The sequence below is a fragment of the Neobacillus sp. BP17 genome (genome assembly GCF_059579525.1).
This window is the reverse complement of the sequence record NZ_CM184198.1, coordinates 97,501-111,265: the sequence shown is the minus strand read 5'-3', so window position 1 is coordinate 111,265 and position 13,765 is coordinate 97,501. Positions and strand designations below refer to the sequence as shown.

At 41.0% G+C, this 13,765-nt stretch carries 12 protein-coding genes and 1 other annotated feature (1 of these 13 cut by a window edge); all 12 genes read right to left on the bottom strand.

Annotated features, from left to right (window positions below):
- Positions 1-3: 3 nt before the first annotated feature.
- Positions 4-747, bottom strand: a complete 744-nt coding sequence (gene rlmB, locus AC4QJR_RS00570; RefSeq protein WP_098573719.1) for a 23S rRNA (guanosine(2251)-2'-O)-methyltransferase RlmB — start codon at positions 745-747, stop codon at positions 4-6.
- Between the two features lies 1 nt (position 748).
- On the bottom strand, positions 749-1,168 hold the full coding sequence (locus AC4QJR_RS00565) for a Mini-ribonuclease 3 (protein ID WP_026565503.1): 420 nt from the start codon (positions 1,166-1,168) through the stop codon (positions 749-751).
- Positions 1,169-1,171: 3 nt separating this feature from the next.
- The gene (cysS, locus tag AC4QJR_RS00560; RefSeq protein ID WP_496524973.1) at positions 1,172-2,569 is read right to left on the bottom strand and encodes a cysteine--tRNA ligase; all 1,398 of its coding nucleotides are present in this window, start codon (positions 2,567-2,569) and stop codon (positions 1,172-1,174) included.
- Positions 2,550-3,218: a serine O-acetyltransferase gene (gene cysE / locus AC4QJR_RS00555; RefSeq protein ID WP_098573725.1), complete on the bottom strand. Its 669-nt coding sequence runs from the start codon at positions 3,216-3,218 to the stop codon at positions 2,550-2,552. The genes cysS and cysE overlap by 20 nt, the downstream gene beginning before the upstream one ends.
- Before the next feature lie 62 nt (positions 3,219-3,280).
- Positions 3,281-3,530, bottom strand: a binding site (T-box leader).
- Positions 3,531-3,576: 46 nt separating this feature from the next.
- Positions 3,577-5,034, bottom strand: coding sequence for a glutamate--tRNA ligase (gene gltX, locus AC4QJR_RS00550; protein ID WP_496524972.1), 1,458 nt, complete (start codon positions 5,032-5,034; stop codon positions 3,577-3,579).
- A 116-nt stretch (positions 5,035-5,150) separates the two neighbouring features.
- Entirely contained in the window at positions 5,151-5,633 is a 483-nt protein-coding gene (gene ispF, locus AC4QJR_RS00545; protein WP_496524971.1) for a 2-C-methyl-D-erythritol 2,4-cyclodiphosphate synthase, read from the bottom strand.
- A gap of 41 nt (positions 5,634-5,674) precedes the next feature.
- Entirely contained in the window at positions 5,675-6,364 is a 690-nt protein-coding gene (ispD, locus tag AC4QJR_RS00540) for a 2-C-methyl-D-erythritol 4-phosphate cytidylyltransferase (RefSeq protein WP_496524970.1), read from the bottom strand.
- A gap of 14 nt (positions 6,365-6,378) precedes the next feature.
- Positions 6,379-7,467 carry a PIN/TRAM domain-containing protein gene (locus AC4QJR_RS00535; protein ID WP_375377187.1) on the bottom strand — a complete coding sequence of 363 codons (1,089 nt, stop codon included), beginning with the start codon at positions 7,465-7,467 and terminating at the stop codon, positions 6,379-6,381.
- Positions 7,468-7,656: 189 nt separating this feature from the next.
- Positions 7,657-8,730 carry a DNA integrity scanning diadenylate cyclase DisA gene (gene disA, locus AC4QJR_RS00530; RefSeq protein ID WP_098573737.1) on the bottom strand — a complete coding sequence of 358 codons (1,074 nt, stop codon included), beginning with the start codon at positions 8,728-8,730 and terminating at the stop codon, positions 7,657-7,659.
- Between the two features lie 3 nt (positions 8,731-8,733).
- Positions 8,734-10,116: a DNA repair protein RadA gene (gene radA / locus AC4QJR_RS00525; protein ID WP_098573739.1), complete on the bottom strand. Its 1,383-nt coding sequence runs from the start codon at positions 10,114-10,116 to the stop codon at positions 8,734-8,736.
- Positions 10,117-10,321: 205 nt separating this feature from the next.
- Entirely contained in the window at positions 10,322-12,763 is a 2,442-nt protein-coding gene (gene clpC / locus AC4QJR_RS00520) for an ATP-dependent protease ATP-binding subunit ClpC (protein ID WP_098573741.1), read from the bottom strand.
- A 17-nt stretch (positions 12,764-12,780) separates the two neighbouring features.
- Positions 12,781-13,765: the 3' portion of a protein-arginine kinase McsB gene (mcsB, locus tag AC4QJR_RS00515; RefSeq protein WP_496524969.1), read on the bottom strand. Its footprint extends 86 nt past the window's final position; only the last 985 of its 1,071 coding nucleotides appear in the window; the start codon falls outside the window, past its right edge — the gene reads right to left on this strand; it ends in the stop codon at positions 12,781-12,783.

Genomic DNA, 13,765 nt, shown 5'->3' with positions numbered 1-13,765 from the left:
ATGTTACCCCTCAAGCGGGTGTCGTTTTCGATATACCTCATACATGAGTAAAGATGCCGCAACAGAAGCATTTAACGAAGTAACTTTTCCGACCATTGGCAGGTGAATAAGAAAATCACACTTATCGCGGATTAGTCTACCCATTCCTTTTCCTTCACTGCCAATGACTAAGCCAAGCGGCAGGGTCCCATCTAACCTGCGGTAGTCATCTTTTCCTTTGGCATCTGTTCCAGCAATCCAAATGCCCCGTTCCTTTAATTCATCGATTGTTCTCGACATATTTGTCACACGCGCGACTGGAATATACTCAATGGCACCTGTTGAGGCTTTAGCCACTGTCGCGGTTAAGCCCACAGCCCGCCGTTTCGGAATAATGATGCCATGTGCCCCCACAGAATCCGCCGTTCTCATGATTGAACCGAGATTATGAGGATCTTCAATCTCATCAAGCAATAAAAAGAAAGGTGGTTCATTTTTCTTCTCAGCAGCTGCAAACAAATCATCGATTTCCGCATATTGGTAAGCGGCGACATAGGCTAGAACTCCTTGATGATTTTCACCGGATATTTGATCAATTTTTTTCTTTGGCACAAATTGAACAATTACATGTGCTTCCTTTGCTAACTGCGTAATTTGCTGCATTTGGCCGCGCTGTGATCCTTCAGCAATTAAGATCTTATTAATATCCCTTTCTGATTTCAGCGCTTCAATAACTGGATTTTTGCCAACAATATATTCTTGTTCCATCCTAGCGTTCCTCCTTTCTTTCATCCACATATTTAAATGCCAGATTAATCAATTCTTCCATCCGCTCTATTTTACCCGATAAATATAAATAACCCATCAACGCTTCGAATGCTGTACTGTAATGGTAGGTCTGGACATCTGTATTTTTAGGAACAGAGCCTGACTTCGCATTTCGACCGCGCATAATCACCGCTAACTCTTCCTCGTCGAGAAGATGATCATCCATCATTTGAAAAAGTATTTTGCACTGTGCTTTTGCTGAAACGTAAGTTGTTCCCGTCCGGTGTAAATGATTGGGTCTTACCTTCCCGCTATAGAGGAGGTGGCGCCTTACATACGTTTCATAAATGGCGTCACCCATATAGGCAAGAGCTAGACTATTCAATTGTTTGGCATCGACGGTATTTTCATATTCAAGCATGAATTAACCTCTTTTCCACCTTGTACCTTGCGGGGTATCTTCTAAAATAATATTCATTTCCTTCAGCTGATCTCGGATTTGGTCAGACAATTGGAAATTGCGGTCCTTTCGAGCCTGGATTCGCTTTTCAATTAGTGCATCAATTTCTTCATCCAGCATTTCTTCTTTTTCAATCGTCAGCCCTAAGACATGGAATAAGTCTTCAAACTGTTTGGTAAAAGCATCGATTACCGCTACAGCTGTATTTTTTTCTAACAGATAATAATTCGCCAGTTTTGAGAGGTCAAATAAGACAGAAATGGCCTTCGCTGTGTTAAAATCATCATCCATCGCCTCAATAAACTGTTCCTGGGAGCTTGCAATTTTATCAAGCCATTCCTGATTATTATCGGTTAAATCTGTGCTTGCTTCTTTACGATGCTTTAAATTTTGATAGGAGGTGATCAAGCGCTCAAATGCAGCTTTTGTACTTTCCAGTAATTCCTCACTGTAATTGATCGGATTGCGATAATGAACCGATAACATGAAAAAGCGTAACACTTGTGGATTGTGTTTCTTGATAATGTCGTGAACTAATACAAAGTTTCCTAGCGACTTCGACATTTTTTCATTGTCAATATTGATATAGCCGTTGTGCATCCAGTAGCGGGAAAATAGTTTTCCTGATAGTGCTTCTGACTGGGCAATTTCATTTTCATGGTGCGGGAAAGTTAAATCCTGTCCACCCGCATGAATATCAATCGTTTCACCCAGATACTTTTTCGCCATTGCCGAGCACTCAATATGCCAGCCTGGACGTCCAAGTCCCCATGGGCTCTCCCAGAAGATTTCCCCTTCCTTCGCAGCTTTCCAAAGGGCAAAATCTAAGTCATCTTGTTTCCTATCGCCAACTTCAATTCTTGCGCCTACCTGGAGATCATCAATCGATTGATGCGACAGTTTACCATAGCCATCGAATTTTCTTGTCCGAAAATACACATCTCCAGCCGATTCATAAGCAAAACCTTTATCAATTAATTCACTAATAAATTCAATAATAATGTCCATGTTCTCCATTACCCGTGGATGAACATCCGCTTTTTGGCAGCCTAGTGCAGACACATCTTCAAAATAGGCATTGATAAAACGGTCAGCAATAGCTGGTACGTCTTCTCCTAATTGATTGGCAGCTCGGATTAATTTATCATCAACATCAGTAAAATTAGAAACATATTTAACATCGTATCCGCGGTATTCTAAATAGCGTCGAACTGTATCAAAAACGATGGCCGGACGAGCATTACCAATATGAATATAATTATAGACAGTCGGACCGCAAACATACATTTTGACCTTGCCCTCTTCGAGCGGTACGAAAGTTTCCTTTTTACGTGTAAGTGTATTATAAAGTTGAATGGCCATTGACTTCTATCCTTTCTCCTTTTAATTCTTCGAGTTCATACATTAACTTATCCAAGTCGTTTTGCATTTCTCTTAAGCGGTCGGCAACAGGGTCTGGCAAATCACAATGGTTTAAGTCTTTTGTAATTTTTCTTCCATCTTGCATGACTACCCTGCCTGGAATTCCCACCACCGTTGAGTTAGGAGGAACCTCTTTCAATACAACCGAGCCGCCGCCAATTTTGGAATTTTCTCCAACTGTGATTGATCCGAGTACCTTAGCCCCTGTAGAAATTAGAACATTATCCTTAATGGTTGGATGCCGTTTCCCTTTTTCTTTCCCTGTTCCACCAAGTGTTACCCCTTGATATATAGTTACATTATCCCCAATTTCACAGGTTTCCCCAATAACCACGCCCATACCATGGTCAATAAAAAATCTTCTGCCTATTTTTGCCCCAGGATGAATCTCAATACCGGTAAAAAATCGGCTTACCTGCGAAATAACCCTGGCTAGAAAAAATAATTTCCGATTAAAAAGTGCATGTGCAAGACGGTGTGACCAAATGGCATGCAAGCCTGAATAGGTTAAGATGACTTCCAAATGGCTCCTTGCCGCAGGATCTTGCTCGAAAATAACCTCTACATCCTCCCTCAACTTCTTAAACATTACCATTTTCCCCCTATTGTTTGGTAAATAAAAAAGTAAATAAAAAACGCCTCTGTCATGACGACAGAGGCGCTTAACGCGCGGTTCCACTCTGATTAGACCGGAAAGCTAGGATGGTAACAATAGCTCAAAACTTGGTCTCACTCTACCTGTTAACGGATCGGTTCCGCCCATCTCTACTTAGAGTTGACTCTTTTCGAAACAGGGCTCAGAGGTGCATTTCAAAAAACGAGAGGCCTAAACCACTTTCAGCCGGTGATGGTTTTCTCTTTGAAGCATCCTTTTTTTACTTATCCTCTTCTACACTTTCAGAACTATATAATTGTTTACTCTACTATATTACATTTTATTGTCGATGTTAACTAATAATTTTATTAATTCTTGTTTGAACCTTATTTTTTCCTAAAAGTTCAATGGCCTGTGGCAGGTCTGGCCCGTGTGTTTGGCCAGTTACTGCAGCACGAATTGGCATAAATAGGTTTTTCCCCTTTTGGCCAGTCGACTTTTGAACTGCCTTCATTGCAGCCTTTATCCCGTCAGCCCGGAAGTGCTCTAACTGATCCAGTTCATGTGAAAATGCCTTTAACACTTCCGGAACCGTCTCACCTGCTAGAATCTCCTTCGCCTCTTCTTCGTAGTCCACTTCCTCTTTAAAGAACATCTCGGATAATTCCACGATTTCAGCACCAAAGCTCATTTTTTCCTGCAGAAGTTCGATTAACCCTTGGACCCATTGATACTGCTCATCCGTTTGACTTTCACTTAAACGGCCTGCTTTCACTAAGTGAGGTAAAGCCAGTTCAACTACACGATCAATCTCAATCTTCTTCATGTATTGGTTATTCATCCATAGCAGTTTCTGCTTATCAAATAAGGCAGGGGATTTAGATAAGCGATTCGCATCAAATATCTCAATAAACTCATTCTTAGAGTAAATTTCTTCTTCACCTGAAGGCGACCAGCCGAGGAGCGTAATAAAGTTAAATAACGCTTCTGGGAGATACCCTAACTCTTCATATTGTTCGATAAACTGAATGATTGATTCATCGCGCTTACTTAACTTTTTACGGCTTTCATTGACAATCAATGTCATATGGCCGAAAATCGGCGGCTCCCAGCCTAATGCTTCATAGACCATGAGTTGTTTAGGTGTGTTAGAAATATGATCATCGCCACGGAGCACGTGAGAGATTTTCATTAAATAATCATCAATTGTAACCGCAAAATTATAGGTTGGGGTGCCATCCTTTTTAATGATGACCCAGTCGCCCATCCCTTCAGATTCAAAGGACACGCTCCCCTTTACCATATCATCAAAGGTATAGGTTTTCCCTTCAGGTACGATAATCCGAATGCTTGGCTGACGGCCTTCGCTTTCTAATTCACGGCGTTGTTCATCGGTTAAATGACGGCATTTACCCGAATAATGCGGCGTTTCTCCCCTTTCAGCCTGGGCTTCACGCTCTGCCTCAATTTCAGCTTCGGTACAGTAACACTTATAAGCATGACCTTCCGCTAATAATTGGTTATAGTAAATTTTATATATATCATTTCGCTCGGATTGACGATATGGTCCGTATTCGCCGCCGACGTCAACCCCCTCATCCCAATCCATGCCAAGCCATTTTAAGTATTTCAACTGGCTTTCTTCTCCGCCGGCAATATTCCGCTTTTTATCGGTATCTTCAATACGAATGATAAATTTCCCGCCCTGATTACGTGCGAATAAGTAATTAAATAATGCCGTACGAGCGTTTCCAATATGTAAATGCCCTGTTGGACTTGGAGCATATCTTACACGAACTTCATTTGACATCTCAATGCCTCCATTTAGAAAAGCGTAAGTGCCTAGGCGCTGAAGCTAGACAGCTTTCCCAAGAATTTATATGTTTCAACTGATTATTTTATCATTGTCTATGATTTCAAGAAAGACTATTCATGAACCTTTCTTAATAAAACAACCGCTTGAGAGGCGATTCCTTCCCCTCTGCCTGTGAAGCCCAATTTCTCTGTGGTGGTTGCCTTCACATTGATTTGCTCAGGTTCCGCCTCTAGTAATCCGGCAATTCTCACACGCATTTGCTCAATATAGGGTGACATTTTCGGCTTCTGAGCTATGATTGTACAATCCGCGTTTACCAGCTCGTACCCCTTATTTTTCACCAATTCCCACACATGCTCCATTAACTTTGCAGAGTCTGCATCTTTAAAATTGGGATCGGTATCAGGAAAATGTTTGCCAATATCCCCTTCTCCAATTGCACCAAGGCAAGCATCAGAAACCGTATGTAATAAAACATCTGCATCTGAATGACCTAGCAGCCCTTTTTCATATGGTATGTTGATTCCACCGATAATCAACGGTCGCCCTTCCGTTAGTTGATGAACATCAAACCCTTGACCAATTCGAAACATTATGAAAAACTCCTTTTTTTCCTATTGTCTAGCTGCAACGCCTAGTCAAGGCGCTTCCGCTTTTCTAGTATCGCTTCCGCAAAATAAATATCTTCTGGTGTTGTTAATTTGATATTATCGTAGTCGCCTTCAACCATCGCAATAGGATGGCCGATCCTCTCCACTAGACTGGCGTCATCTGTTCCTAGGAAAGAATCCCTTTCTGCTTTCTCATAGGCCTTCTTCAGAAGAGAAATGCGAAAAGCTTGTGGGGTTTGGACCGCCCACAAGCTTGAACGTTCGACAGTTTCCACCACCAAACCATCTTGTACCTTTTTGATGGTGTCCTTTGCCGGTACTCCCAAAATGGCCGCACCTGTATCCATAGCCACTTTTGTCAAACGGTAGATATGTTCATTACTGACAAAAGGACGTGCCGCATCATGAACAAGAATAACCCCGTCTGTTTCCACTGTTTTCAGCGCATTAAAAATGCTATCCTGTCGTTCCTTACCCCCATGCACTAAATGGATTGCTTTGGCAATATTATACTTGGTAAATAAGGCTTTAAATTCCCCTTCATCTTGTGGATGAATCGCTACAATAATTTTGCTGCAGGCATTATCCTGTTCAAACACTTTTAATGTATGGATTAATACAGGTACATGATTAAGCTCTAATAGAAGCTTATTTTTCCCTGCTCCCATTCTTTTTCCCTGGCCTGCTGCCGGGAGAATGACTTGGTAAGTCATATGAAAACCCCACTCTATAATGCTTTTTCTAATAGCTTTGGTTTAGCAAATATCATTCTTCCAGCCGATGTTTGGAGAACACTTGTGACGAGAACCTCAATTCGTTTTCCAATATATTCTCTTCCTTCTTCGACAACGATCATGGTCCCGTCATCCAAGTAAGCAACGCCCTGATGATATTCCTTGCCATCCTTAATCACCTGTACCGTTAATTCTTCTCCTGGAAGAACAACAGGTTTGACGGCATTTGCTAAATCATTGATGTTTAACACTGAAACATTCTGTAATTCGCAAACCTTATTCAGATTGAAATCATTTGTGACTAAGATGCCATTTGTGATTTTTGCCAGTTTCACAAGTTTTGAATCCACTTCACTAATTTCCTCGAAATCACCTTCATAGATTTCGACTTTAATGGCAAGTTCCTTTTGAATTCGATTTAAAATATCTAGACCTCTGCGGCCGCGATTTCGTTTTAATACATCGGATGAATCAGCAATATGCTGTAATTCCTCGAGGACAAACTGTGGAATGACAATCGTTCCTTCTAAAAATCCCGTCTGACAAATATCAGCTATACGTCCATCAATAATCACACTAGTATCTAGTATTTTTAAAGATTGATTCGCTTCTTTTTCATTCTCGTCTTCACTGGATTTTTTCTTATTACTCCGATTTCCAAATAGACCTAGTAGTTCGTCCCTTTTCTTAAAACCTACCTGAAAGCCAAGATAGCCAAATAAAATGGTCAGTATGATTGGGACGACAGCATTTAGAATTGGCACCTGTACCGCATTTAAGGCAAAGCCAATTAAAAAGGCCACCAACAACCCAAATATGAGACCCACACTACCAAAAAGGACATCGGTTACAGGGATTTTGACTAATGAATCTTCAGTCCATTTAACAAAGTTAAAAACATAATCTACTGCCCAAAAGGTAATAAGATAAAAAATAATAGCACCTAAAACAGCAGTGATATACGAGTTGTTAATTAAGGGAATGTCATTAATATGAAGTAGATTGAACAATTCCGGCAATAACAAAATACCAAGCGTACCACCCATAATGAGGAAGCAAGCCTGCACAATACGTTTTAACATTCCTTCACCTCCTCTACTCATTATAAACATATTCATAAAAATGAAACCTTAATTTACTGATTATTTTTCACTTAAAGATTCTTGTTAAAGAGTAGTTCCCGTGAATTATTAATAGATGATTTCTCCATAGGGTAGCATTGGAAAATTCCCATGTCAAACAATTGGATTTTTTTTACTTTTCCATTGTTTTTAAAGGTGACGATCGGTATATAACCGTTCTTTTATTAATTTAAAACCCTCTTTAATTTTTTTAGCCCGGACTTCCCCAATTCCTTCCACATCATCGAGATCTTCCACAGATGCTGAAATAATTTTTGCAAGCTCGCCAAAATGGCTAATTAAGTTTTCAATAATGATTGATGGGAGTCTTGGAATTTTATTAAGAATCCGGTAGCCGCGCGGATTTTTATTTTCCTCGAGATGCACATAGCCCAGATAGCCCATTAATTTTAATAACACCATATCTTCTATTGTTCCATTTGAAGTCATTGACTGCATTCGGGCTAAAACATCTCTTGCCTTGATATCTCTATCAAAGGCATAGTCTTTGATTATGAGCATTGTTTCCTCTTCCAAGTCAGTTAAGATTTCATTCAGTTGTAAACGAATGAGACGCCCCTCAGTCCCTAATTCATGTAAATAGGTTAGTAGTTCGTTTTTAATCTTTAAGACCATTTCAAACCGATGCAGAACCAGTAAAAAGTCATTATAGGTGACAGACTCTTCAAACTCTAAAATACTCAAATTGGTAATACTTTGTTCCAGAACCGTCTTATACTTTTCAAGTGTCTGAATAGCTTGATTGGCCTTTGTTAAAATCACTGCAATATCTTTTAAGGCATAGCGGAAGTTCCCTTGATACAGAGTAATTACATTTCTCCTTTGGGAGATAGCAATGACTAAGGCTTTTGTTTGTTTCGCCGTTCTCTCAGCTGTCCGGTGCCGCATTCCTGTTTCTGTAGAGGGGATATCAGAGTCAGGGGCCAGCTGGGCATTGGCAAACAGAATTTTATTTCCTAATTCATTAAGGATAATCGCCCCATCCATTTTGGCCAATTCATATAAAAAGCTTGGCGAAAAAGGACAATTAATTTCAAAGCCGCCATCAACGATACTTTTTACTTTTTCGTTAAAACCAATGACAATAAGGCCCCCTGTATTGGCTCGAAGGACATTGTCAATCCCCTCACGAATGGGCGTCCCAGGAGCAAGGAATTGTAATATCTCACTTACGGAATGTTCACCTAGCTTTTTATTCTCCATCTGCTACCCTCCCAAAGCTGCTTTCAAAGCTTCACTTACATTCGTTACCCCAATAAGTTCGATTCCCCTCGGTCCCTTCCAACCGCCAAGATTATTAGCAGGCAGAATCACTCGCTCAAAACCAAGCTTGGCCGCTTCCTGGACACGCTGCTCAATTCTCGATACCCTTCTTACTTCCCCAGTCAAACCAACTTCACCGATAATGCAGTCCGTCGGCCTTGTCGGCTTATCTCTAAAGCTCGAAGCAATACTGACAGCAACAGCCAAATCAATGGCTGGCTCATCCAACTTTACACCGCCGGCAACTTTTAAATAGGCATCTTGATTCTGGAGAAGCATCCCCACTCGCTTTTCTAATACTGCCATCAAAAGCGGCACACGGTTATGGTCAATTCCAGTGGCCATTCTTCTGGGATTCCCAAAACTGGTAGGGGAAATTAAAGCCTGGATTTCGACAAGGACTGGTCTTGTCCCTTCCATCGATGCAACTACCGTCGATCCAGCTGCGCCCCGTGAACGCTCTTCTAAGAAGATCTCAGAAGGATTGGCTACTTCTTCGAGGCCCAATTCCTTCATTTCAAAAATACCCATTTCATTCGTTGAACCAAAGCGGTTTTTGACTGCACGCAGAATCCGATAGGTATGGTGTCTTTCTCCTTCAAAATAGAGAACCGTATCCACCATATGCTCTAACAGCCTTGGACCTGCAATGGACCCTTCTTTTGTTACATGTCCAACAATAAAGATCGCAATTCCTTTCGTTTTCCCAATTCTCATTAATTCCGAGGTACACTCACGTACTTGTGAGACACTTCCTGGTGCGCTTGTTACATCGGGGTGAAAGACCGTTTGGATTGAATCGATGATGACAAAGCTAGGATTGGTACTATCGATGGTCCGGTTGATTTCTTCAAGATTCGTTTCAGAATAAACGAGGAGATTTTCAGAAGATATACCTAATCGTTCCGCCCGAAGTTTAGTTTGTCGTAACGATTCCTCACCAGATATGTATAAAACCTGATTTCCTTTATTCGCAAGTTGTGATGAAACCTGCAAGAGCAGCGTTGACTTCCCAATTCCAGGGTCTCCGCCTATCAGCACTAAAGATCCCTTTACCACGCCACCGCCAAGGACACGGTTTAATTCGTTTAAATCCGTTAGAATCCGTGGTTCATTTTCCATTTCAATTGAATTGATCGGCATGGGTTTGGATAACAGTCCTGATCCGCCCTGGGAATGGGCAAATGCACCTCTTCTCGCGGAACCTGTTACTTCAACTTCCTCCACCATCTTATTCCATTCACCGCAGCCAGGACATTTTCCCATCCACTTGGGCGATTCATATCCGCACGCCTGACACATAAACTTCGTCTTTCGTTTTGCCATTATCGTCTACCCTTTCTTAACTAAAAAGAACAAAAGGCGCACGCACCAGATAGCGAAATACGCTGGGTGCAGGAGCCAAATTTTGCTAACTATTTACAGGTTACCATACCTTTTTTATTTTTTCATTTGAAAAAATCGATAGAAAAAGAGGTACACGATTTAACTTTATTTACGTGTACCTCTTCATAGATATTACGACATAGTCCTATTTTACTAAACTCGTTTTCTCAGCCATACGAACAATAAATTCTCCATTATCAACATCAATAATCGCATGCTGTCCGGTTAATAATGTTCCCTTTAATAGTTCTTCCGAAAGTCTGTCTTCAATATGCTTTTGAATCGCACGGCGTAATGGTCGTGCTCCATATTCAGGATCATAGCCTTCCTGAGAAATTTTCTCTTTTGCCGCAGCTGTTAATTCTAAAGAAATATGCTGCTCTTTTAAACGCTTAATTAACTGCTCTGATAATAAAGTCACAATTTCTTCAAGATGCTTCCGCTCTAACGCATGGAAAACAATAATTTCATCGATACGGTTAAGGAATTCAGGACGGAATGCTTTCTTTAATTCTCCCATCACTTTCCCTTTCATATCTTTATAGTCTTGTTCACCATCCTGGATATTAAATCCGACATATTTATTCCGTTTTAGTGCTTCAGCACCAACATTGGATGTCATAATAAGGACTGTATTCCGGAAGTCAACTGTTCTGCCTTTAGAATCAGTCAATCGACCGTCCTCAAGGACTTGCAGCAGGATATTAAATACGTCAGGATGTGCTTTTTCAATTTCATCTAATAGCACAACAGAATATGGCTTTCTGCGAACCTTTTCTGTTAATTGGCCGCCTTCCTCATAACCTACATATCCTGGCGGTGAACCAACTAGACGAGAAGTCGAGTGTTTTTCCATATACTCGGACATATCAATCCGTATCATCGCATCCTCATCACCAAACATCGCTTCAGCAAGAGCACGGGCTAATTCGGTTTTCCCAACACCTGTTGGTCCAAGGAAGACAAAAGAACCGATTGGTCGTTTTGGATCTTTTAATCCAGCACGAGCACGACGGACTGCCTTCGATACAGCTTTTACCGCTTCCTCCTGGCCAATTACGCGAGAATGAAGAACTTCTTCTAAATTAAGAAGCTTCGCCATTTCTGTTTCCGCCAGCTTGGAAACAGGAACCCCGGTCCAACTGGAAACAACACTTGCAATATCTTCAACGGTTACTTCATTATTTTCTTTCCCTTGTTTTTCTTTCCAATTCTTCTTTGTCTCTTCAAGTTGTTCACGTAAACGCTGTTCTGTATCTCTTAAGGATGCAGCCTTTTCAAACTCTTGACTCTGAACAGCAGAATCTTTTTCCTTACGCACTTCTTCCAATTTCACTTCTAATTCTTTTAAATTAGGTGGAGTGGTAAAGGAACGAAGCCTTACCTTAGAACCCGCTTCATCGATTAAGTCAATCGCTTTATCCGGCAGGAAGCGGTCTGAGATATAACGGTCCGAAAGTTTCACAGCCGCTTGAATTGCTTCATCTGTAATTGAAACACGGTGATGTGCCTCATAACGGTCGCGGAGCCCTTCTAAAATCTGAATTGATTCTTCAAGTGTTGGTTCATCTACACGAATTGGCTGGAAACGTCGTTCTAATGCAGCATCTTTTTCGATATATTTACGATACTCATCAAGAGTTGTTGCTCCAATACATTGGAGTTCACCGCGCGCAAGAGATGGCTTTAAGATATTAGATGCATCAATCGCCCCTTCCGCACCTCCAGCACCAATTAAGGTATGCAGCTCATCAATGAAAAGAATAATATTCCCAGCTTGGCGAATTTCATCCATAACCTTTTTTAAACGATCTTCAAATTCTCCTCGATATTTCGTCCCAGCTACCACTGTTCCCATATCGAGAGTCATCACCCGTTTATCACGAAGGATTTCAGGCACTTCGTTATTTACAATTTGCTGGGCAAGACCTTCTGCAATCGCAGTTTTACCGACACCCGGCTCCCCAATTAATACAGGGTTGTTTTTTGTCCGACGGCTTAATACTTCAATGACACGTTGAATTTCTTTGCCGCGTCCAATTACCGGGTCAAGACTGCCCTCACGTGCGATCGAAGTTAGATCCCGTGCAAGGCTGTCAAGTGTTGGGGTGTTCGCACTGGCAGATGCACCGCCTTGATGCCCGCCTGACTCATTGCTTCCTAAAAGTTGAAGGACTTGCTGTCTTGCCTTATTTAAGCTTACACCAAGATTATTAAGGACTCGTGCGGCGACCCCTTCCCCTTCACGGATTAAGCCAAGGAGAATATGTTCAGTGCCTACATAGGAATGTCCTAACTTGCGTGCCTCATCCATCGATAGTTCGATGACCTTTTTAGCCCGTGGAGTATAGTGAATCGTTTGAGAAGCTTCCTGTCCTTTGCCAATTAAGTTTTCTACTTCTTTTTGGATTTTTTCAGAACCTAAGCCTAGCCCATAAAGAGCTTTTGCTGCAATCCCTTCTCCTTCACGAGTTAATCCTAATAAAATGTGCTCTGTTCCAATATTGTTATGTCCAAGACGAATCGCTTCCTCTTGTGCTAATGCTAGAACTTTCTGCGCTCTTTCAGTAAAACGGCCGAACATCATATTCTCTTCCTCCTCACCTATTTTTCTTGCTCCATTTTTATTCGTTCCCTAATTAATGCTGCCCGACGGATATCTCTTTCATGTGGTCTTAATGAACCGCCAGCATATTGCTGCAGGAAACCTGGCTGGGTCAGGATCATTAATTCATTTAATATCGTCTTAGGCATATTTTCAATATAACCCATATCTATTCCAAGCCGAACATCGGATAAGCATCTTGCTGCTTCTTTTGATTCAATAATTCGGCTATTAGATAACACACCCATTGAACGGAACACCCTGTCTTCTAATTGTATGTTTGAAGTTTTCCGTAATGCTTCACGTGCTGACCTTTCTTGTGAAATTAACTGGCTGACAACTCCCTTGAGATCCCGGCAAATGTCCTCTTCCGATTTTCCAAGGGTAATCTGATTAGAAATTTGAAATATATTACCTAAAGCTTCGCTGCCTTCACCATAAATTCCTCTAACAACTAGACCTAATTGATTGATTGCGGGAATAATTCGATTAATTTGCTGTGTTAAGATTAATCCTGGCAGATGCATCATAACCGAAGCACGAAGACCGGTACCCACATTTGTAGGACAACTGGTTAAATAACCATGCTTCTCATCAAATGCATATTGAATATTACTTTCAAGCCAATCGTCAATTTCATTAGCTGCATCTAAGGCTTCAGATAATTGCAACCCAGGAAACAAACATTGAATACGAATATGATCCTCTTCATTAATCATAATACTAACTTCTTCATTTTCGGTTAATAAAACAGCACCATGTGGTGAATCCTCTGCTAGGTTTGGACTGATTAAATGTTTTTCTACCAAAACTCTTTTCTGCAGGGGCTGAAGTTCATTAATTTTCAACAATTCCATTTGGCCAAACTTTTGAATGTCTGACTGTTTTAATATTTCCTCCATTTTTTCAATAATCATCTTTGCTTCTTCGTGTGAAAAAAGTGTTGGAAATTTATATGCCTCAAAGTTACGAGCCAAACGAATA

Excerpts from the sequence above, each read along its gene's own strand:
- radA (WP_098573739.1), bottom strand. The coding sequence starts at position 10,116 with ATGGCAAAACGAAAGACGAAGTTTATGTGTCAGGCGTGCGGATATGAA.
- ispD (WP_496524970.1), bottom strand. The coding sequence starts at position 6,364 with ATGACTTACCAAGTCATTCTCCCGGCAGCAGGCCAGGGAAAAAGAATG.
- clpC (WP_098573741.1), bottom strand. The coding sequence starts at position 12,763 with ATGATGTTCGGCCGTTTTACTGAAAGAGCGCAGAAAGTTCTAGCATTA.
- cysS (WP_496524973.1), bottom strand. The coding sequence starts at position 2,569 with ATGGCCATTCAACTTTATAATACACTTACACGTAAAAAGGAAACTTTC.
- AC4QJR_RS00535 (WP_375377187.1), bottom strand. The coding sequence starts at position 7,467 with ATGTTAAAACGTATTGTGCAGGCTTGCTTCCTCATTATGGGTGGTACG.
- cysE (WP_098573725.1), bottom strand. The coding sequence starts at position 3,218 with ATGTTTAAGAAGTTGAGGGAGGATGTAGAGGTTATTTTCGAGCAAGAT.
- AC4QJR_RS00565 (WP_026565503.1), bottom strand. The coding sequence starts at position 1,168 with ATGCTTGAATATGAAAATACCGTCGATGCCAAACAATTGAATAGTCTA.
- gltX (WP_496524972.1), bottom strand. The coding sequence starts at position 5,034 with ATGTCAAATGAAGTTCGTGTAAGATATGCTCCAAGTCCAACAGGGCAT.
- rlmB (WP_098573719.1), bottom strand. The coding sequence starts at position 747 with ATGGAACAAGAATATATTGTTGGCAAAAATCCAGTTATTGAAGCGCTG.
- ispF (WP_496524971.1), bottom strand. The coding sequence starts at position 5,633 with ATGTTTCGAATTGGTCAAGGGTTTGATGTTCATCAACTAACGGAAGGG.
- disA (WP_098573737.1), bottom strand. The coding sequence starts at position 8,730 with ATGGAGAATAAAAAGCTAGGTGAACATTCCGTAAGTGAGATATTACAA.